This window comes from Paenibacillus paridis, assembly GCF_006345825.1.
Taxonomy (GTDB): domain Bacteria; phylum Bacillota; class Bacilli; order Paenibacillales; family Paenibacillaceae; genus Pristimantibacillus; species Pristimantibacillus paridis.
This window is the reverse complement of the sequence record NZ_VCIX01000087.1, coordinates 330,409-352,910: the sequence shown is the minus strand read 5'-3', so window position 1 is coordinate 352,910 and position 22,502 is coordinate 330,409. Positions and strand designations below refer to the sequence as shown.

Sequence of the window (22,502 nt, the reverse complement as noted above, 5' to 3'; positions counted from 1 at the left end):
TTTGCATATATTGTAATTATTCGACCGCGGCGCAAGCTAATAATTATGATGAGGAGAGAAATCCTAAATGATTACGCTCAGGAAAATTACGTTGGAAAACCGACGTAACATATTCAACCTGGAAGTTACAGAAGAACAACGCTGCTTCGTAGCGTCGAACCTATCAAGCGTCGCTTCGTGTTATGTCCTTGCAACAAATGGGGGACATCCACTTCCGTTTGCCATTTATGCGGATGAGCAGCCTGTCGGTTTTGTTATGTTGACATATGGAATTACCGGATACGAAGAACCCTCAATTGCAGTTGACAACTATTGCATCTTGCGACTGATGATAGACAAGCAGTACCAGAACCGGGGTTACGGTCGAGAAACAATGATAAAAATATTGGAACTTATCCGCACTTTTCCAGCCGGGCCAGCACAATACTGTTGGATACCTTATAAAGCCGATAACGCCGTTGCCAAAAAGCTGTATGAAAGCCTCGGTTTCCGTGATAATGGCGAAGTTTTCAACAACGAATTAATATCCGTATTGCGCCTCTGATATGCAATCATTGGATTAAGCTATAGGTGAATAATAGTTCAATGATTGAAACGGCGGACCAGAATTTGGTCCGCCGCTTTGTTATTAAACAGTTCAGATAATACGCTTTTTTCATTGTCTACAATATTGGGGCTCGACCAATTTGGCTGGTGGGCTCTCTTTCTATTTTCCCAATTGTTTAGGATTTTGTTTTTCACAATGTTACTTGCGATTGGTTTCTATACCTAATGCTTCTTTTATCCCTCTTTGTAGAATCCGGGAAAAATTCAGCCCCGCATCCTCGCCTGCTTCTTTTAACCATTTTGGCATCGTGCAGTTATTTGTGACTGCTTTGTTGGCCGCTTCCTCACGATATGGCGGATCAAATATATCAACAAACACAATTCGATCAGTTGGTTCCAAATCCTCTATAGCGTCGAATTCGGACGGAATAGGAGGTTGCAGCCTTTTTCTTCGACTTCAAGTATTCGGCTTATTAACATTTCTTTAGCTTTACGAATGCCGTCAACTACATCGTCAGTCACAACTGCAGTGCCAGAAAAATTGGAACACTTTAGTCAAAGAGGAATTTGTTCTTTGGGAAAGAAGGATAAATACATTTCGAGTTATTTATAGCAGAGAAGAAGTTAATCCGACAAAGTTTCTAGGGTGAATTGATTAAAGTCTCGGCTTAACTAATTAAAGTAAGCGCTGTTAAATATTTTATTTATGGTAGTGTTTGGATTTATTTAAAGTAACCTTTCAGTATAATATACATATTTTTTTAAAACAGTCTGTTTATTGATTGTTTATTGTTATAGAATTTGTATATTAAATCAGAGGAGATGTCAAAGTGAAGAGAAATTTTAAACTATTTTTGTGTATGGTAATATTGTGCATGTATTTAATACCTTTCAGCTTAACTTCTGTTTTTGCTGAAGATCAGTATTCTGAAAACCTGATACCAAAAATGACAAGTAATACTGCACCTACTGGCATAGCTAGTGCAAGTACAGAATGGGATAACCAACACAAAGCATTTCGTGCCTTTAACCATGCAGACGAACTATATGGATGGGCAACTAATGGGACAACTTCTGGATGGATTTCATATGAATTTGAAAGTTCAAAAGTGATAAATAAATATACCGTTCTCCCTCGTGCAAGTTTCCCTGAAACAATCAATGAAGCTCCAAAAGATTGGACTTTCGAAGGTTGGGATGGCTCGACGTGGATTGTTCTTGATACGAGAACTAATATAGGCAGTTGGCTTTCTGGGGCTAAAAAGGAGTTTGTTTTTGACAACAGCATTGCATACAAAATATACCGAATGAATATTACTGCCAATAATGATTATCATTCATTCACAGCTATAGCTGAATTGGAAATGATGAGTAAAGTCACAACACCAACACCAACACCAACACCAACACCAACACCAACACCAACACCAACACCGACACCGACACCGACACCGACACCGACACCAACATCAACATCAACACCGCCAGCGGATGCAAACGGAACATTACTGACAATTTATTTAGCTAATGGTCAAATTAAAGAATATGATCTTTCTGTTGTTGAGTTAGAAAATTTTCTGACATGGTTTGATAACCTCTCAAACGACAGCGGGCCACAACGATATGCGTTTATAAAAACTTGGAACAAAGGACCTTTCAAAACCAGGACCGAATATGTGGTATATGATAAAATTATTAACTTTGATGTTGACGAATATGAAGAAGTAGCAGAATAATAGAAAAATGCCTCGGCCGATATGGAGGCCACTGAAAAACTTGTGGTTTTGGGCGAAGAGCAAACGTGAATGCAAAAAGGACGACTATAAACCCCAGTATGTGGGGGTTTAGGTCGTCTTTTTTCTCTAAGCAGGAACCCTTTCCATATCGTACCTACATCATTAATTTCAACATCCTCTTCAAATTCACAGCGAATATCGCCATAGCGCCCTGTAACTCCATACCAACTAGACCCGAGGATGACGCTACATCATACCCGTGTCGATGTTTCAACTCGCTGTTTTTCGCTTCAATTTTGTAGCGCCCCTTGGCCTTATCCTTGAAAGACTCGCTTTCCTGGAACGTCATCTGGTCGGTATGTTCACTAGACTTAATACTAACCGAATACGTTTTGCTTTTTGCACCCTCGGTGTAACACCCCTCTTTAGATGGGCATTTCTTACATTTTTCAACATCAAAATAGTACGTATCGACTTGGTTTTTACCGCGGTCTTTCTTGCCTTGTCTCGCTTTTCGAATCGCCATATGTCCGGCTTTACACACGTACATACCCGCGTCTTTGTTAAACAAAAATTCGTCTTCTTTCTTACGCCCGCCTTGTGTAATTTGTGGGTTCAGTTTAGCTACAAGTTCTATTTCATTCGTTTTGGCATAGGCAATATTGTCTTTTTCCGAATACGCCGTGTCTCCAATTACGGTTTTAACTTCCAACCCGACTGACTGACTTTTTTCAATCAGGGTCTGCAACTGCTTGCCGTCATTTTTCTCGCCTGTAGTGACGATAGCTGCTGTAATGATTCGTTCTTCGGTCATAGCAATATGGGTTTTGTAGCCAAAGAACGAGGAATCTGCACTTTTATGGCCAACTTTTGCATCCGGGTCTTCGGAGATACGTAGTTGTTCAAGGTCATCCATGACCGTTTCTTTCAACAGATTCAACGGCTCTCTGATCTTAGGCAACGCACAAACACCGCCTTCTGATTCGATGACATCAATTAGCTTCTTGCAGTAGGCGATTTCAGCTTCCAGCTCATCATTTGTGTTTTTAGGAGGGAACCTGGCTTTGAGGGATTCGTCAACCTTGTAGACGGCCTTCCTCAATTTTCGAGAACGATCTTGAAGGATTTCCCGTGGGGACTTCTGGTTGTAACGAGCTTTCGTATGCGTGGCATCAACAATAATGGCTTTGCTTTGGATAATGCCCTTTTCAATTGAGATTTCAACCGTTTTGCCAATTAGCATATCAAGTAAATTTAAGTCTTTAAGCCGCAGTTTTCGGAACTTGGTCAACGAACTGGAATCGATGACGGACTCTTCTGGCGCCATGCCCAGGAAGTATTTAAACGACATGTCGTATTTAGATCGTTCGACGATGTCGGCGTCGGACAGCTCAAAAATAGCTTTAAGTAATAAGTATTTAAACAACCGGATCGGGTCGATTGCATTTCTCCCGTTATCTAGACAGTAGTTATGTTTGAGTTCCTCATACACGAAGGAAAAGTCGATGAGCTCATTGATTTGCCGCAGCATGTTATCTTTGGGGATGACCAAGTTGTAGAGTTCGATATATGGGCTTATGACCAGTGCTTGCTGCAGTTGGATCAATTCACTCACCTGCTCTCTTTTGATGCTTAAATTATACAAGAAGAAAGGCATAGCTACCTCAATTTTTTTGAGTAACTATGCCTTTCTTCGTCAAATGAACTTTTTCAGTGGCCTCCCGATATGGCGGGGCTTTTTTTTGTCCAGCCGCAATGATAGGTTTATTTAGGTTGGCCAAAGGAAGAGGAGTTTTGAAAATTTTGTCGAAAGGATAAACCGTCAGTGTGTGTGAAGGAGCAGTATAGGATGGAGGTGGTTGACTTGACCTTGTCGGTTTTTATTGCAGATGACGAACGAATACAAAGAGAAGGCATTGTCAAGCATGTCCCTTGGCAGCAGCTAGGCATGACGATCGCGGGAACAGCGGAGGATGGAGAAGAAGCGCTGCAGAAGATCGGCTTGCTGCAGCCGGATATTCTGATTACGGATATTAAAATGCCGAATATGAACGGTCTAGAGCTGGCTGCTGCGGTCAGGCAGCGCTATCCCCGTACCCGCGTTATTATTATCAGTGGCTATAATGAGTTTGAATATGCACGGACGGCGATTGAGCTGAGCGCAAATGCGTACTTACTCAAACCAGTTAACTTTGATGAGCTCTTGGAAGTGCTGAGATCTGTTGCGGCTGCCTGCCTGGACGAGCAACGTAACGACAGCGAACGGCAGAACCTCAGCCGGATGCTGGAGGACAATAAACCGGCTGTCACCGGACAGTTTCTCAGGGATTTGCTTTACGGCCAATTGTTAGATCCTCATGCGATTGCGGATAAAGCCCTGTATTTGGGCATCCCCGAGGAGGGCGATTTCTCGTTGATCATTATGGTCTTCGAGGAAACAAATGCAGGTAGCGGTTCTTCGGACCGTAATAAGAGGCAAATCTACCAGACCGCCCAGATGAAGTTAAAGGAATTTGGAAAGCGCTTTCTTTGGGCAGGGGGATTTGCGGACGAGCAGGAGCTGCTGTGGGTCGTTTGCGCTTCAGAGACGGGAACGCGCGAGATGCTCGATCATTTTAGAAAAGACGTGAATGATACGCTCCATCTGAATGTGACTGCGGGAGTGAGCCGGGTGAAATCCGCCCTTTCGGAGTTGCCGGAAGCGCACAGGGAAGCAACGATCGCGGTTTCCCAACGATTTCATGTAGGAAAGAATCTGACCTTCTATAACGGTGATGCCATAAACGGAAGAAAAAATGCAGAGCCCGTGATTCGGATTAAAGAAATTATTGAGCAGCAGTATGCAGGAACCATTACGGTGGATGAGCTTGCCAAACTCGTTTTCCTGACGCCGAACTATATTAGCAATCTGTTCAAGGAACAAACAGGTGAGACGATCATCGACTACCTGACCAAAATCAGAATGCGCCATGCAGCCAAGCTGCTGGAGGACCCCTCCTGCAAAATTTATGAAATTGCGGAACGCACAGGCTTTAACAGTACCTCCTACTTCAGTGTTGTGTTCAAAAATATATATGGGCAAAGCCCCAAAGAGTACCGTGAATCCCTGAAAGGCTGGCGCTGCGGCAATGAAGAGGCTGAGAATTCATGATATTTCGATTAAGCACAAAATGATGTTCTGCTACGGGCTGCTCGTACTGGTCTCCATTCTGGTATTGGGTGCTGTGTTTTATTCCACGATGCAAAAATATATTTATGAGCAGGCCAGTGAGTCCTACCAGCAGACCTTGGCACAAGTGGTGCTGAATGCGGAGTACAAGCTGAACAATTATGACCGGACAATAAATCAGTTTGTCACGGACATGCCGTTTGTAGGCGCCGTTTCCTATCCGTACAAGTCTCCAGGAGATTATTCCTATGCTTTTCTGAATACGATCTCCAAAATTTTTGAGGTTCCGAAGAAGGATGATAGCATCTCCCAGCTGATCTTATACAAGGAAAATCCGACCATTCCGGAATCAGGGAATTCCTTTATCGATATTAGCTATGCGAAGGAGGCTTCCTGGTATCCGCGTTTTTTTCAAAACACGGAATCGTACACCATTAATGACTATATTGCGCTGTCCAAGAAGAAAATGTGGATTGTCACGGATGAAATCAATCAACCCGATTATGGCCTTGCCGGAGAAAAGCTGGCTACCACCGAAGGGTTGTATGTAGGAATCATCAAGCCTGTCATTTATAATCACGAGAAAATAACGGGCATCTTCGAGTTGGTTCTTAACTACTCCAGTATATTTGGGGATTTGATTGCGCCTGGCAGCCTGCCTGGCGACCACATTATCGTTGCGGATGATCAAATGGGCATTCTGTATAGCAGCTATGAAAAAGAGGTCTCGCTTCAGTCGAAGCTTCCAGTGGCCTTGTCGTCGCAAATCGGGAGCGATCCATCAGGCAAGTTTGCCATGGTGCAGGATGGGATTCAATCGATGGTGCTGTATCAACGGGGGAGCGATTCGAATTGGCTTTTTCTGCGGGTTATCCCCGTTGATCAGCTGTTTGCCGGCGCTAAAGCGATCCGTCAGTTAACGATTACGGTGGCAGCGGTCTGTCTGCTGGTCAGTCTCCTGCTTGCGCTTATGCTGGCGAGAATGATTGCAAGGCGCCTGTCTGTTTTTACTGAGCAGATGGGGCGTGTGGAGAACCTTGAGCTGGACATCCATGTTGATATTGACGGGAGAGATGAGATCGGCGCAGTGGCCCGAAGCTACAACCGCATGCTGCGCAAAATAAGGGAGCTCGTTGACCAGCTCACAATCAGCCAGCAGACACAGAAGGAATCAGAGCTTAAGGCTCTCCAGACCCAGATCAATCCTCACTTTCTGTATAACACGCTGGCCACTATTAAGTGGATGGCAATGGATGGGCAGAACCAAAAAACGATGGGGATGGTCGATCATCTAGCAACCTTCTACCGATTGTCCCTTAATAAGGGACTGCCGCTGCTTGCCGTAAGGGATGAAATCTTGCATTTGCAAGCCTATACCGAGATACAAAAAATCCGTTTGGAGGAACGAATTGATGTCGTCTATGAGATCGAGCCGGGAATCGGGCATTTTATGACGTTGAAGCTGATTCTCCAGCCTTTTGTCGAGAATGCAATTCTCCATGGCGCGGAGAAAAGGAAAGGAACGACAACGATCGTTATTCGAGCTTATCGGAGAGGCGAAACGATGCAATTCGAGGTGGAGGATGATGGCGTCGGTATGAGCGCTCCGGCGCGTGCGGAGCATTTTTCCGTCGAAGGGGGTTACGGCATACGCAACGTCCACGAGAGGGTACGGCTTCAATATGGACCAGAGTATGGCGTATTTCTTCAAAGCAAGCCGGGACAAGGGACAAAGGTTACTGTAGTGATTCCATTAGTTGAATAGGAAGAAATTTCCGGCGTTCTTCACAGCTTTAAGTGAAGAACGTTTTTTTTAGCGCCGTATCCCGATAAGTGTGTAGAATTTTAAAATAAGATGATAGGATTCTGAATTTTTTGTCTCCTCCCCCGAAGCTATACTTAAGGAGCAGAAGAGAGTAAAGAGGGGGAGGTTCGATTTGCAGTCGGTATGGAACAACCGGTATTTGTATTTATTCATTTTGCCGGGCATTATCTGGTTTCTCGTTTTCTGTTATCAGCCGATGTACGGCGTGCTTATCGCATTTAAAGAGTATGACATCATTAAAGGGGTATTTCGCAGCGATTGGGTTGGGCTTCTGCATTTCAAGGAGCTGTTCGGTAGTCCTGGATTTTCAGGCCTTCTCAAAAATACGATCGCTATCAGTTTGTTGAAAATGGTGTTCGGGTTCCCGGCTCCGATCATACTGGCGCTGCTGCTGAATGAAGTGCGGAGCTCGGTATTCAAGCGATTGGCACAGACGATCTCGTATCTTCCTTTTTTCGTATCCTGGATCGTCATTACCGGGATCTGGTACGATCTGTTCAGCGTTGATGGCGGATTCATTAATACGCTGCTAACGGCTCTGGGCCTTATTGATGAACCTGTGTTCTGGTTTGGAAATCCGGATTATTTCTGGGGCATGATTCTCGCCTCCGATATTTGGAAGGGAATTGGCTTCGGTACGATCATTTTCTTAGCTGCCATTACTGCGGTAAACCCTGAATTATTTGAATCCGCCGTTGTAGACGGCGCGAGCCGATGGAGGCAGGTATGGCATATTACGCTGCCAGCCATTCGCTCCACCATCATCCTTTTGTTCATTCTTAATATTGGACATTTTTTGGATGCAGGATTTGAACAGATTTATGCCATGCAAAATGAAATGGTGCTCGACAAGGCGGAGATTATTGACACATATGTCATGAAGGTCGGAATCTTCCGAGCCAATTACGAGCTTGCCACAGCAGTCGGATTATTTAAGTCCATTGTTGGGATGCTGCTGCTCTTGACCACGAACTTTATTGTCAAAAAATTCGGAGAAGACGGGGTCTTTTAGGGAGGTCATCATGAAACCCACACGCGGGGAAAATATTTTTCAATGGATTAATTATCTGTTTCTGACGGTTCTCTGCTTCACGTTTCTGTTTCCGTTCTGGCGGATCGCCGCCATTTCGCTGAATGAGGGGCTTGATGCCTCGCGCGGCGGCATTAATTTCTGGGTTCGGAAGTTTACGCTGGATAACTACATCGCAGTCTTCTCCAGAGGCGATATTTTGAATGCGTATACCATTTCAATCGGAAGGACGGTAATCGGGACGCTGCTTTCCATTATTTTGATTTCTCTGATGGCTTATGGCCTGTCCAAGAATAGGCTAAAGGGCCGAAAGCTGATCAATCTCATGCTGATTCTGACGATGTTCTTCAGCGGGGGCCTAATTCCAACCTACATGCTGTACAAATCGCTTTATCTGCTCAATAGCTTCTGGGTGTACGTGGTTCCATCCTTATATGGTGCCGCAGCGGTATTTATTTTCCGATCCTTCTTCCGAACCCTGCCGCAGGAATTGGAGGAGTCAGCCCAAATTGATGGAGCGAACGATCTGATCATTTTTGCTAGAATTGCCATACCGCTAAGCATGCCGATCTTTGCCACGATGGCGTTGTTCTCGGCAGTCGGGCACTGGAACGATTATTTAACCGCCGTTATTTACACGACGAACGAGCACTTGCTTCCGCTCCAAACGCTTCTGATGAAGGTCATGAATATTAACCAAAATGAGTCGGGATCACTGGCATTCGGGGCGGTAAATCTAAGCGATGCGTCAAGAAGAACGGTAACTGCCGAATCGGTCAAGATGGCCATGCTGATGGTAGTCGTACTGCCCATCCTCGTGCTGTATCCTTTTCTTCAGCGTTATTTTGTCAAAGGAATGATTATTGGCTCGTTAAAAGGGTAAGGTTGGTCCGTTCAAACCTATAACAACAAAAGGGTGGTAGTCCAATGAAAAAAAGCATTAAGCTCGTTACTATGCTTCTGCTTAGTAGCATGTTGGCCGCAAGTCTGGCCGCGTGCTCTAAAAATGAAAATAATGAAAGCGCTACAAAAACGAGCGACAAGCCAGAAAACACGGTGGGCGAGGAAACGAAGGAAGAGCCGTTGAAGATCAATCTCATGTATATGCATACTTATGACAATGCGCCTAAGCAGGACAATCGGATGCATGAGTGGCTGCTGGAGAACAAAAACCTCGATATCCAGATTACGGCTGCGAATACGAAAACGCCGACAGATAAAATGAATACGATGCTCGCTAGCGGCGATATTCCCGATGTTGTCAGCATCCTGACCGATGACATTAATAACGGCATTGCCAACAAATGGGCTGAAGCAGGCTATATTATCGATATGGGGCCGTGGCTGGATAAATATCCGGATCTCCTCAAATACAGCGATCCGGCTTTCAATCAGGTGACTTATGCCAGCAAGAAGGATGGCAACATGTATATGATTCCGGGCAACCCTGCAGGAAACAGCGAAATCATGACATTAAATGTAGGCCCCATGATCCGTGAGGACTGGCTGAAACAGGTGGGGATGAATGCGCCCAAAACGATAGATGAGCTTTATCTGGTTCTAAAAGCATTCAAGGAACAGATTGCGGATGTGAACGGCAAGCCGATTATCCCTGCATCGTTCGATAATTTTCGCCAATTTCTGATGTATTCCTGGACGGGCAACTGGTTCAATATTTCAGAGGACTACAAGAGCATGCACTGGTGGTTCAATGATCCGAAGATCGAGGAATATATGGTATTCATGAACAAGCTCTACAAAGAAGGTTTGCTGGACATGGAGACGATTACGCAGCAGCCTGCGCAATACCAAGCCAAGCTCAGCTCAGGACGCGTAGGCTTCACGATCAATACGAACGGTCCTATGGATACGGCGAACGGAGTGCTGAAAGCTGAGGATCCAGCCAAACGGTTTATTCCAAGCCCTCCGCTTCAGGTTCCCGGCTTGAAGATGCCAACGTACCAGGAATCCAACTTCTCGATGGCCACGGGCTTGGTTGTATCTAAGAAATTCGCCGAAAAACCGGGCAATGTGGAACGCTTGATGGAATTTCTCAACTGGAGTATGAGCACGGAAGGGGCAACGATTCTAAGCACAGGCCCAGATGGGGAGTTTTATGTAAAGAATGCAGACGGGCTTCTTGAGCCTAAGCCAGAGGTGAAGGCGGAGCAGGATAAAGCGGACCGCAGCTTCGAGACTCGTTCCGGCATTAGTTATTACAATTTGCTGAGTGCCCCGGTTATTCCTAAAGCAACAGTTATGGCGGGTACCGATGAGTTAATTATGGCGCAAGACACTTGGCAGCCGGGTGTCAGCTTGCAGGATATTCCGTTTAATTTCTCTGGCACCGGCCAGGCATGGGACAAAAATTGGCCGAATTTGTGGCCGGAGATCAGCAAATGGGAAGCAAAAGCGATGTTTGCTTCATCCGAGCAGGAAGCCCGCAAAATTACGCAGGATATGCTGGAGAACTTTAAAAAAATCGGAGAACCCGAGGTTACGGCAGAGAAGCTCAAGCTGATAGATGAATATCTACAAAAAAATCCGAAGTAAAGCAGGGATTGGCATTGATGATTAATGTGGTGGCAATCGGATTGCGTATTCATGGCGAATACGCAATCCAAGAAATATTGAAAGCGGAAAATACCAGGCTGGTAGCGATTATGGAGACGGAAGAACGCTGGAGCACGGTTGCCGAGCGGTACAATGTTCCTTTCTTTAGCGATTACCGCGCCATGCTTGATGAAGTCGAATGTAATACGGCAATCGTGTGCCTGCCCAATGACGAGAAGACAACTGCGGTGATCGAATGCTTGCGGCGTGGAATACACGCGATTTCCGACAAGCCCGTTTCGATCACGGAAGAGGAGCTTGACCTGCTGGAGAAGGAGGTTGCGGCTTCCCCTGCGGAATTTTCTGTGCTGCTGACCGAACGCTTTAATCCGCTTTATGTCAAGGCGAAAGCCATTATCGACAGCGGCGACATTGGCGACATTGCCGGCTGCATCATGATGAGGCCGCATGAATCCACGGCCCAACGTGAAGAGCCTTGGATGTATGACACTTCCCGCAACGGTGGATTAATCGTAGATCTTATGATCCATGATATCGATCTGGCGTTATGGATGTGCCGCAGTGAATTGGAGGAAGTGACAGCCAAGTCGCTGCACACCCGTTTTTTTGCGGATAAGCCAGGTTATATCGACTTTGCACAGGCTCTGTTCACGCTTCGCAGCGGGGTTATCGTCCATGTGGAAGCCGATTGGCTGACGCCTCGCAATACTTCATGGGATTGCAGGATGCTGGTGATCGGCACCGATGGCACGGTCGAGGTGCTAACAAAGTCGGGTGAAGTGATCCTATGCACCCATGAGGGCAATCATCGCAATGTTATGGAAGCCGAAGTTCAGCATGACAGCGTTTGCCTGGATTTTGTCCGCCGCATACGGGGAATTGAACCTTGCATTCTAACCTCGGAGGATTGCCTCGCATCGGCGAGAGCTGTGCTCCTAGCACGTAAATCTAGTGAGTCAGGGCGGTCTGAAGCCGCCCGCATATAATCCAATAGCGAACAAATAGGAGGCTTTGCGTATGTTGAATAGCCGATTGTTGAAGATGGTGCTGCTCTGCGCTTTTGTTGTATCAGGGTGGCTCGCTGCTACTCCACCGCCGCTCAAGGCGGCTGCTTTCCCTGTCATTTACACCTTTGATTTGCGTCAAGCTGCAAACGTCTTCAACACGGCTGACAGCTATGACATCCGGCTGTTTGTTGCGACTCTCCAAGGAATCGTCAATCAAAAGGGGCCAAGGCTTTATGTGTACAATTCTTTCTACGTACAGACGCCAAGCATAACGGCCAGACAAGCTTGGCAAATTGACGAGAAATGGCTTGAAACCTTTCGCAAGCCAGGCCAATGGCTTAGCGAATATACGGTGACCCCCCTAGCTACTCTTGAGGATTTGGTCAATACGTTCCGGGCAGACTTGACGGGGCTTGCCGTATGGGACCCCAAAGTCGATGCAACGGCCAACGTCGCCACGACGATTGCCGGCGTCGAGCAAGCGCCTGCCGTTATGGGGGGAGGTAAGCTGTATACAAGGCTAACCACCTCACCGAACAGCCTTTCTGTGAAGCGCTCGCTTGCTGGACAATTTACTGGTCCCAACGCCAAGACGGATGCTTATGTATGGGCGAAGCAGCAGTATTTGGACACCGGGCTTGCCAATGCCGGGGTACTCGGATATATAGAGGATGCTTATGCCCGGCTGCCTCAGACCCACTCGCAGGAATACACTTCTGTCAGGGATATTCTCGTTATGCGGAAAGCCTTTGTGTTCGACCTCAGCCCGTGGGGAGACGAGAAAGCCTTCGATGCGCCCGACCAGACCCTAGGGAAAGATCGGGATACGATGCTGGCGATTCTACAATCGGCTTATGACAGACATGGCAAAGATAACATGATCGAGGTCTATGGCTTCTTTCCATGGTGGGACAAATATTCAACGTATGGGGGCAAGGGCAGTCATACGGAATTTGAAGGCGAGTGGAAAGTGGTAGAGTATTTCTCCAAATACAATGCCGCGCTTGCCAGCATTATCGACACGATGGGCGATTCCAATATGTCTGTCCATTGGTGGGGACCCGCAGCGACGAATCTTAAACCAGCGGTTCAGGCGGGCAGCCGTCCCGTGTTAGAGAACAAAACGTATATATTATGGGGAATGGGCGACCATGATGCGTCCACGGTCCATTATCAATTTCCTTATGTCTGGAATTCGGACCCTGCCCGGGGCAAGCTGCCGATCGCATGGAACATTGCTCCAATCACGCGCAATGCACCGGATATTATGCAGTATTTGTATGATACGGCAACGTCGAACGATTATCTGGTTGCAGGCGCTTCTGGAGCGGGATATGCGAATCCTGACTACATCAAGGATATGCCGGTCTGGTTAAAATGGAACCAAGAGCTGTTCCGCAATACAGGTTACACCATGTCGGGTTTCATCCTGAACGGCAATGCCGGTCTAGTCACGGCTGCTGCCGAGCAAACCTATCGCTGGTTCTCCAATGATCTGGCTCTGTTCTACAATCCGAATCTGAATGCACCTAAGCCTGATGTCCGCAGCACGAATATGGTTGTGATGGGCGATAACGTTCCCATTGCCAATGGTGATGTGCAAGGGCAGGCAAATCATATTTACAATGCAACGGCAGCTCTGGTAAGCCCGGGCTCCGCACCTAATTTTCTATATATTAAGCCGGCATTCACTTCCATCGAATTTATCAATCAGGTCATGAAGAAAATTGCTGCCGAGCATCCCGAATACCGTTACGAAGCGGTTGATCCTTATACGTATGCCTCCCTGATCCGTCAGAAGGTCAAGGGCAGCTTGGCGGACGATGCTATCATTTTGGACACCCAAGTGCCGGATACGATGATCGTAGGGCAAAAATACCCGGTATCGGTCACTGTTCGGAATGTAGGAAGTGCGACATGGACGGCGGCCAGCTCGTTCCGGCTTGCGGCAACGACTGACAATACGCTGACATGGACGGATTTCACGGATAGCGGTTACTCGCTCTCCGCTGGCAATCAGCGTGCATTCCTTGCCTCAGGAGACAGCATTCAGCCGCAGGGAACTAAGACCTTTACATTCCAAGTACAAGCGCCAGCATCTGCGGGCAGCTATCTATTCGGTTCGTCGATGATCCGCGATGGCGCCGGCTTGCTGGGGGATATGCAGAAGAAGAAGATTCAGGTCATAGCCGCACCAGCCAAAGCTGCGCAAATTACAGCGGTAAGCGTGCCTTCTGCGATGACGGAGGAACAGACCTCCACCGTATCGGTCACTGTCAAAAATATAGGCACAGCAATCTGGACGGCGGCCGACAACTTTAGGCTGGCGGCAGTCTCCGGCAAGAATGATGTCATCTGGAGCGGATTTGCAAGCGGCGGGATCAGCACAAATGCAGGCAACCAGCGCGTATTCCTCAGTGGAACCGATTCCATCGCACCGGGCGCGAGCAAAACCTTTACCTTCACCATCGCTGCGCCGCGAACACGTGGCGTTTATACATTAGGCGTTTCAATGATTCAGGATGGAATTGCTTTGTTTGGCGATAAGGGGCTTTATGATATACGGGTTTCTCCGAGCGGAGCCTTGGCCAAGAACGCGGTCAGCTTCAATGATGATATTCCTGAATATGCCGCACCGGGCGAGCAAATACCGGTTGCGATTACGTTCAAAAATACAGGAAACGCCGATTGGTCACGGGCAGCCAACTACACGCTGAAAAGCGCCAGCACCAATCAGTTGACTTGGGCAGCTTTCCCTTACGGAGGGGTTAGTAGCGGCGTAGCGAACCAGAAGGTTTATATGAACCAGAATGAACTAATTAAGACAGAGCAGTCGAAGACGTTCTCCTTCTTTATTCAAGCGCCGACAACTCCGGGTGCGTACACGCTCTCTATGCAAATGGATGATGGAACCGGAAGCTTCGGCGTATTAAAGTCATTCACCATTCATGTAGCAGGCCCAAGGGATGCCAAATTTACGGACTGGGATGTTCCAACGGTGATGGCAGCGGGGACCAAAGCTGAGGTCAGCGTTGATGTGCAGAATGCGGGCGCGAATAACTGGACGGAGGGCAGCCTCTACCGCTTATCAGCCGGTTTGACCAATCAGTTTGTGTGGAGCGATTTTAGCCATGGGGGCTATAGCTTGAGCGCTGTTAACCAACGGACTTTCATCCCAGGTTACGAAACGATTGCAGCTAATCAGCGCAGGAGCTTTGTATTCAGTATCCAAGCTCCGTCTACTCCCGGAACCTATACCTTCAGTGCGAGCATGATTCAGGATGGCGTAACGGTATTCGGACCTACTAAATCGTGGACGATAACAGTCGTAAGCCCTTATGAGCAAAGAGTAAACGTAGGTGCAGCAGCAAGCTATACGGATTCTCTTGGTCAAGTATGGGCGGCGGATCAGCCTTATTCCGGTGCGAACACATGGGGTTATACAACCTCAACGTCAGCTGCATCAAGCACGGCAGACACCATAACCGGGTCGAGCGATCCTGCGCTTTATCAGTCGCAGCGTTATGGCAGCGGAGGCAATCCGTTCAGTTATAAATTCAATGTGCCAAACGGTACTTATCAGGTAAGTCTGGATTTTGCGGAAATTGTATTTACCTCCAGCGGCATACGGGTGTTTAATGTCGACATTGAAGGGAAAAATGCGTTGTCTGGCTACGATATGTTTAAAACAACGCTCGGCCACGACAAAGCGCGCCGTTATGAATTCACTAAAGTTGCCGTGAGCGATGGCGTCTTAGATATTGATTTTTCCGCTTTGAGCGATGCGGCGGCAGTGAACGCGATCCGCGTCGTGCGGACCAACTAGAACCGTAAATATAGGCGACAAAGGTGGATTTAAACAAGATGAACAAAATCAAAGTGGGTATCGTGGGCAGCGGCTCCATTTCCAATTTTCATTTAAGGGCTTACCACAACAATAAACAGACGGAGCTTTACGCGATCTGCGACCTCAATGAGGAAAGGGCAAAGTCGCAAGCGGACCTCTACCAAATTGGGCAGATCTATACGGATTTTGCCCAGATGATCGCTAATCCGGATATTGATGCCATCAGCATCTGTACGTGGAATAACACTCATGCGGAATTTGCAATCCGGGCTCTGGATGCCGGCAAGCATGTACTGGTGGAAAAACCGCTGTGCATGACCGTAGAAGAAGCGCTTCAGGTAGAAGAAGCTGTAAGAAGAAGTGGAAAACAACTGCAAATTGGTTATGTGCGAAGGTATGATCCCAACGCGCAAATGGTTAGGCAGTGGACAGAGGGAGGGGAGCTTGGAACGATTTATTACGCCAAGGCTTCCTGCCTGCGCCGACTGGGCAATCCTGGTGGATGGTTTGCCGATAAGGAACGTTCAGGCGGAGGACCTTTAATCGATTTAGGCGTGCATATCATTGATTTGTGCTGGTTTCTGATGGGACGTCCCAAAGTGAAATCGATCAGCGGCAATACTTACCGGAAACTAGGTCAACGCTCTCATGTGCAAAATCTTTCCTTCTACAAATCTGCCGATTATAATCCGGAACACAATACGGTGGAGGATATGGCCAATGCGCTGATCCGCTTCGATAACGGAGCTTCGCTAATGGTAGATGTCAGCTTTACTCTTCATGCACGGAAGGATGAAACTTCAATCCGTTTGTATGGCGATAAGGGCGGCATGGAAATTGAACCGGAGATTGCGCTGATTTCGGAGAAATCGAATACGATGGTAGTCGTTCAGCCCCAGACCGATCATCCGAGCTTTGATGCTGACCGCGCTTTTCAAAATGAAATTGATCATTTTATAAACTGCTGCTTGTTGGGCAGCAGTCCTCTAAGCCCGGTGCAGGACGGCGTGGAAATGATGAAGATTTTATGCGGTATCTATGAATCAGCCGAGCAAGGGAAAGAAATCTATTTTTCATAACGAAGCAGCAGCCTTCAGGGTCTTACCTGAAGTGCTGCTTTTCATTAAGTGACAGGAGAGAATGGCTATATGAGCAAGAAAGGCAGAGGAATCGAAAAAATTCACGTGGTCTCCCAAACCCACTGGGACCGGGAATGGTACCAGGATTTTCAAGGCTTTAGAGCGCGGCTAGTTTATATGATTGACGAGCTGCTGGACCATATGGAGAACGATTCGGAGTACAAATACTACACGATGGATGGTCAAACCATTGTACTGGATGATTATTTGGAGATTCGTCCGGAAAATCGCGGCCGGCTGGAAGCGTTGATCCGCAGCGGTCGGATCGCCATTGGTCCTTGGTACGTGATGCCGGATGAATTTCTGGTCAGCGGGGAATCGTTGATTCGGAATCTTCAGAAGGGGATGGCACAATCGCGGGAGTGGGGCACGGAGCCGATGAAGTCAGGCTTTATTGTAGACATCTTCGGGCACAACAGCCAAATGCCGCAGATTTTGCAGGGCTTCGGCATCGATAATGCCGTCTTGTTCAGAGGCTTCGAAGGCGACGCTGATCCTTCTGAAATCTGGTGGGAAGGCGCCGATGGCAGCCGCGTTCTGGGTCTCAAGCTGGATGAGGACCGCTCGTACAGCGACTTTTATTTTAGCGTGCGCTGGCCTTTTTTTGATCGAGACGATGATTATGCCGGGAACCGGGAAGAGCTGATCAGACGCGTCCAGGAGTGGATTGCGTACAAGAACAAGCGCAGCACGACAACGATTGGCATCGGCATGGACGGCGTGGATCATGTGGAGATTGAACCACAGCTGACATGGCTGCTCAAGACGATTAATGCAGCAGAGGAAATTGATGTGGAGCTGGTCCACTCCAGCTTGGAGCTGTATCTGGAGGAGCTGCGCGGGAAGCTCGGGGACCTGCGGGTGTACAAAGGCGAGCAAAAAGCTCTTGCCTTAAACGGGGTTAATAATTGGGTACCCGAGAATACCTTATCTTCGCGTGTTCATCTCAAGCAGCATAATCAGCACTGTGAGAATCTGTTAGAGAAATGGGCAGAGCCACTGGGTGTCATGGCTTCGCTGGAAGGGCGCGCCTATCTGAAGGCATTCATCGACAAAGCATGGGAGCATCTGCTTCAGAACCATCCGCATGATTCCATTTGCGGCTGCTCAATAGATCAGGTTCACCGGGATATGATGTACCGTTTTGACCAATCCCGCCTCATCAGCGAACAGATGATTAAGGAACAGGCCCTCTTCATCGTCGATCATTTGCGAGCTGCTGACTTAAACGGCAATCAAGCCTTTACCGTGTTCAACGGTTCGCAGTTTGCGGTGAACGGCATAGCGACTGTAGAGCTTCCGCTTCCAGCGGGAGAGGATGCCGCTGTGGCCATGCGAGCGCTGGAGGGAACCTCCTTCCGCATCTTCGATCACGAGCATCGGGAAGTCCCTTATCAATTGCTTGGCGCGCGTACGAACAGTGTAAGCAGGTTCAGGCCTTACCGCGAGCTGCCGCGCGCGGATATCGTAGACAGGTTAAGGATTGCGCTGCCTGTTGATTTGCCGGCTATGGGCTACTCGACCTTTACTCTGGAGAAATATACGATTGAGAATCATGCTCCGCTGGCCTACAGCGCTCCTAAGCTTATCGGACCGGTTCGTTTTCCCGGATCGCTCCAAGCGGGGGAGAACTGCTGGAACAATGGCCGCGTCGAGGTGACTGTCGGTGCCAGCGGCATGATTGATGTGACGGATTTGCAATGCGATCATACTTACAGAGGTCTTCTGCTGATTGAGGATGAAGCAGATATTGGCGATGGCTGGAGCCATATAGCGCCGGTAGGCAACGCGAAGTTTCGTTCAACTGGCCTTGCGGCGGTAGTTGCTGCCGAGCACGATGGGCCTTATCAGGCTACCATTCGGATTCAGCTGACGCTTCAGTTGCCCCGAAGCATCAATAAGCAGGAAACCTCGCGCAGCGAGGAGCTTGTGGATGTACCGGTGGTTACCTATATCACATTGAAAAAAGATGATCCCGTGCTCTATTGCCGCACCGAAATCATGAACACAGCACGGGATCACCGACTTAAGCTGTTGTTCCCCACTGGCCTTGCCGCAGACCATTATTACACTAGTACGCCGTTTGATCTGGTAAGAAGGCCAATCAGCGTTGCCGACCAGTCCCACTACTTGCGCAAGCCCTTTGAGGTAGTACCGCACAATGGCATCGTGGCGCTCCATGATCAGGACAAAGGCATAGCGGTGTACACCAAAGGCTTGCATGAAGCGGCAGTGCGAGACCAGGCCGAGCGGACGATCGCTTTAACCTTGTACCGCAGCACCCATAAGGAAGTGATGACCGACGGCAGTGACGGCGGGCAACTGCTGGGAACGCTTGCGTTTGAATACGCACTCGGCTTCTTCGGAGCGGATCAACCTATCGAGGCTCGGTTGTGGAGAGAACATCAGCAGTTTGTGACCGGACTGCAGACCGCACACCGTAAATCCGGCAAGCTTTATAAGGAAACTCCGCACAGCAGGGCTGAAGATCTTCCCTTGCGCAAATCCTATCTTTCCTTATCGGGCGACGGGATGATCGTCAGTGCTTTTAAGCTGGCGGCTGATAGGAACGGGTATATCGTTCGTTTATTCAATTGCGGGTCCGATCAGCAGGAGGCCGCCCTAACCTTTGCAAGTCCGCTGGCCTCGGCAGCGCTAGTGAATCTGGACGAGGCTCATCAGGAGACACTGCCGTTTAATGGGAATGCCGTTAAGCTTACGGCAGGACCTAAGCAGATCATTACCTTGCGCCTTGTCTTCGATAACGGATAGGCAATCATGTGCGGCAAGGAAAGCATAGGTTAGAAACATTATCAAGATTTTTGCCTTTTATAGTAGAAAGGCTTTTGTAGGGGGAGGCCTATCATGGCACCGAAAAAAATCTATCATTTTATCTCACACACTCATTGGGACCGGGAATGGTATTTGCCCTTTGAACGTTTCCGCTACAGATTGGTCCAATTGATCGACAGGTTGCTGGACTTGCTCGACCGCGAGCCTGAATTTTATTATTTTCATCTGGATGGCCAGACGATTGTGCTGGAGGATTATTACGCTTTGCGTCCGGGGCATCGGGAACGCCTCGAGAGTTATATACGGCAGGGACGGATATTGGTGGGTCCTTGGTATCAGCAAAACGACCTGTTTCTTACAAGCGGGGAATCAACGGTTAGAAATCTGATGAAAGGTATAGCCCAGTCCCGGCAGCTCGGCAGCGAGATGAAGGTTGGCTATCTACCTGACCACTTTGGCTTAATCAGCCAAATGCCGCAGATATTCCGGGAAGTGGGACTGGATAACTGCGTGTTTGGACGCGGCTACGACCTTGCGGAGCATCCGTTGCCTTTCTTCCGCTGGCAAGCTCCGGATGGCTCGGATGTGGACGGCATGCTGCTGTATTTCTGGTATAACAGCGCTCAGCGGCTGCCTTCGGAGAAGGAAGCGCTTGCCAGCGTATTCGCGGGCATGAGAGAGCGGGAAGAAGCGGTAAACCCTTCCGGGCATTATGCGATGATGAACGGCGTCGATCACCTGGAAGCCCAGTATGATTTGCCAACTGTGCTAGCGAGTCTTCGGGATATTGCAGGCGAAGAAATCGAGGTGGTCCACAGTACACTGCCTAGTTATGTGAAGGGCGTGCAATCCTACATGCAGGAGCAGCAGGAGGGCGTTCTGGAGACCATAAAGGGCGAACTGCGTGAAGCCTTTGAATACAGCATTCTGGCGGGCACCTTGTCCAGCCGAATTTATTTGAAGCAGGCGAATGTTCGTTGCCATGACCTCGTGGAAAAATGGATCGAGCCGTTGTCGGTATTCTCCCAGCAATTGCAGTTGGATCCATATGAGGCGGACACGATTGATTATTATTGGCAGCTGTATATGGAAAATCATCCCCATGACAGCATCTGCGGCTGCAGCCAGGACAGCGTGCATGACCATATGATGGACCGATTTAAGCGCTTGGAGGAATTGGCAGGTGAGATCATCGAGCGCAAGAAGACCATTCTAGCTAGGCAGATACAGGCCGATGCCTATGATCTTCAGGATCAGAAGCTGGTGGTCTTCAATACTTCACAGCTGCCTTCGGGAGCCGTTCAGCAGACGGCGGTGTATTTCTTGGAAGAGGATCAGGTATCGGCTTTTGCGATCGAAGACGAAGAGGGCCATGCGATACCTTACCGGGTCCTGTCGGAGGAAATCGTGCGCAAGCAGGTCATCAGCCCGATTAATCTGCCAGGCGTGCTTCGAGTAAAACGCGTGGATATTGAATGGCAGCCGGCTGCGCCTGCGCTTGGTTATGCTGCTTACCGGGTGCGCCCAGGCCGAGCGGGAGCCGTTATTCAGGAGCTGGCCGATTCATTATCGACGCAGCCGTTGCTGCCTGTGCTGGAGAATGAGTATTTAAGGGTGGAGCTCTTGCCGACTGGCGCTTTCCATCTACAGGATAAGCTCTCAAGTCTTACTTATCACGATCAGGGACGTATTCAGGATGCGGGGGACGGCGGAGACCTGTATGTCTTCAAGAACGTGGATGGCGATGTGCCAGCGTTCTGGAGCGAAGCGGTATCTTTTGTGGACTGGACGAGAAATGAACTGTATGAGCAATGCGTATACGAATTCACCTGGGAACTGCCGGAAAGTTTAGATGCCTCACAAATTAGGCGATCTTCACAGAGCACTCCTTGCGATTTCCGTGTGACGCTCCGGCTGGATCGGGGATCTCGGCAGGTTCGGATGAACGTCGAGCTGGAAAACCGGGTTAAGGATCATCGAATACGATTGCTGTTTCATGGTATTGGCGCTGCCGATGAGGTGCTGGCGGGCGGTCAGTTTGATGTTGTTCGGCGCCAGTGGGATGCAGGCAGCAGCTATCAGCGCGATGCCAATTCCCAGCCCTTCTGGAAATGGCTGGCTCCTGTTCATGGAGCTGCAGGCTGCGCTATATTTGCCAAGGGGCTCCATGAATATGAAATGACGAATTCGGGCTGCACGGCAGGGATCACGATGCTAAGAGGTGTAGAAACGATTAACCTGAGGGAAGAAGCCCGGATGGAAGAGGATTTGCAGCCTAAGGGGCAGTGTCTGGGCCGTACAGAAGTAGAGCTCGCCCTCCGACCGTTCTCGCTGGATTCAGTTACGCCGACCCGTCTGTATCAGGAAGCAGAGTTATTTCATCAAGGGGTGGAGTGTAAGCTTCTGGCGCTAGATGAGGAGCGATGGAACAAAGGGAGGGCATGGGTACAGGATACGATGCATAAAGGGGTTTTTATGGAAATCAACCCGAATGCAGACCGGCCGAAGCTTCCTGCAAGCGGGAGCTTCCTAAAGGTCGCTGGCGAAGTCATGGTTTCGGCGCTGAAGTGGTCGACAGACGGGAAGGGACCGCTGCTGCGCGTTTATAATGTTGAGGAAACGGATTCGCCTGTAACCGTGTCGGGAGAAGGGCTGGATGGCGAGGTGAGAAGGACGAATCTGCTTGAGGAATGGCAGGAAACGTTGAAGGTGGAAACCGGACAGCTTAACACTGTAGTGGCAGCGAGAAAGATTGTTACCTACCAGCTCCCCCAGCCGCAAAACTCGTAATGTTGCCCTATTTTAATCAAAATTCCTAACCTAGCCTAAAATTTAA

General features: G+C 48.6%; 14 protein-coding genes. 12 read left to right on the top strand and 2 right to left on the bottom strand.

Annotated features, from left to right (window positions below; translation table 11 throughout):
• Nucleotides 1–67: 67 nt before the first annotated feature.
• Entirely contained in the window at nt 68–544 is a 477-nt protein-coding gene (locus FJQ58_RS16935; RefSeq protein WP_139995490.1) for a GNAT family N-acetyltransferase, read from the top strand.
• A 201-nt stretch (nt 545–745) separates the two neighbouring features.
• Here FJQ58_RS16935 and FJQ58_RS16930 read toward each other — a convergent pair whose 3' ends face one another.
• Nucleotides 746–946 (bottom strand): hypothetical protein, encoded by a 201-nt coding sequence (locus FJQ58_RS16930; RefSeq protein WP_139995488.1) that lies wholly within the window; start codon nt 944–946, stop codon nt 746–748.
• 430 nt (nt 947–1,376) lie between these two features.
• On the opposite strand from FJQ58_RS16930, the gene FJQ58_RS16925 reads away from it, so the two are divergent.
• On the top strand, nt 1,377–2,282 hold the full coding sequence (locus FJQ58_RS16925) for a discoidin domain-containing protein (protein WP_139995486.1): 906 nt from the start codon (nt 1,377–1,379) through the stop codon (nt 2,280–2,282).
• Between the two features lie 154 nt (nt 2,283–2,436).
• Here FJQ58_RS16925 and FJQ58_RS16920 read toward each other — a convergent pair whose 3' ends face one another.
• Nucleotides 2,437–3,888 carry an IS1182 family transposase gene (locus tag FJQ58_RS16920; RefSeq protein WP_139995484.1) on the bottom strand — a complete coding sequence of 484 codons (1,452 nt, stop codon included), beginning with the start codon at nt 3,886–3,888 and terminating at the stop codon, nt 2,437–2,439.
• Between the two features lie 243 nt (nt 3,889–4,131).
• Between FJQ58_RS16920 and FJQ58_RS16915 the strand changes: the two genes are divergently transcribed.
• From FJQ58_RS16915 to FJQ58_RS16870, 10 genes are all read left to right on the top strand, one after another.
• The gene (locus tag FJQ58_RS16915; RefSeq protein ID WP_139995482.1) at nt 4,132–5,433 is read left to right on the top strand and encodes a response regulator; all 1,302 of its coding nucleotides are present in this window, start codon (nt 4,132–4,134) and stop codon (nt 5,431–5,433) included.
• A complete protein-coding gene (locus tag FJQ58_RS16910; RefSeq protein ID WP_139995480.1) occupies nt 5,411–7,216 on the top strand; it encodes a sensor histidine kinase in 1,806 nt (601 codons plus the stop codon). Before FJQ58_RS16915 ends, FJQ58_RS16910 begins: the two co-directional genes overlap by 23 nt.
• Before the next feature lie 172 nt (nt 7,217–7,388).
• Nucleotides 7,389–8,288 (top strand): ABC transporter permease, encoded by a 900-nt coding sequence (locus tag FJQ58_RS16905; protein WP_238404097.1) that lies wholly within the window; start codon nt 7,389–7,391, stop codon nt 8,286–8,288.
• Between the two features lie 10 nt (nt 8,289–8,298).
• Nucleotides 8,299–9,189, top strand: a complete 891-nt coding sequence (locus tag FJQ58_RS16900) for a carbohydrate ABC transporter permease (protein WP_139995478.1) — start codon at nt 8,299–8,301, stop codon at nt 9,187–9,189.
• A 44-nt stretch (nt 9,190–9,233) separates the two neighbouring features.
• Complete coding sequence (locus FJQ58_RS16895) at nt 9,234–10,859, top strand: type 2 periplasmic-binding domain-containing protein (RefSeq protein WP_139995476.1); 1,626 nt, start codon at nt 9,234–9,236, stop codon at nt 10,857–10,859.
• 17 nt (nt 10,860–10,876) lie between these two features.
• Nucleotides 10,877–11,866 carry a Gfo/Idh/MocA family protein gene (locus FJQ58_RS16890; protein WP_238404107.1) on the top strand — a complete coding sequence of 330 codons (990 nt, stop codon included), beginning with the start codon at nt 10,877–10,879 and terminating at the stop codon, nt 11,864–11,866.
• A gap of 31 nt (nt 11,867–11,897) precedes the next feature.
• Nucleotides 11,898–15,713, top strand: coding sequence for a malectin domain-containing carbohydrate-binding protein (locus FJQ58_RS16885; protein ID WP_139995472.1), 3,816 nt, complete (start codon nt 11,898–11,900; stop codon nt 15,711–15,713).
• Between the two features lie 38 nt (nt 15,714–15,751).
• The gene (locus tag FJQ58_RS16880) at nt 15,752–16,813 is read left to right on the top strand and encodes a Gfo/Idh/MocA family protein (RefSeq protein WP_139995470.1); all 1,062 of its coding nucleotides are present in this window, start codon (nt 15,752–15,754) and stop codon (nt 16,811–16,813) included.
• Nucleotides 16,814–16,882: 69 nt separating this feature from the next.
• Nucleotides 16,883–19,645: an alpha-mannosidase gene (locus FJQ58_RS16875; protein WP_139995468.1), complete on the top strand. Its 2,763-nt coding sequence runs from the start codon at nt 16,883–16,885 to the stop codon at nt 19,643–19,645.
• 93 nt (nt 19,646–19,738) lie between these two features.
• Entirely contained in the window at nt 19,739–22,456 is a 2,718-nt protein-coding gene (locus tag FJQ58_RS16870; RefSeq protein WP_139995466.1) for a glycoside hydrolase family 38 N-terminal domain-containing protein, read from the top strand.
• Nucleotides 22,457–22,502: the final 46 nt, after the last annotated feature.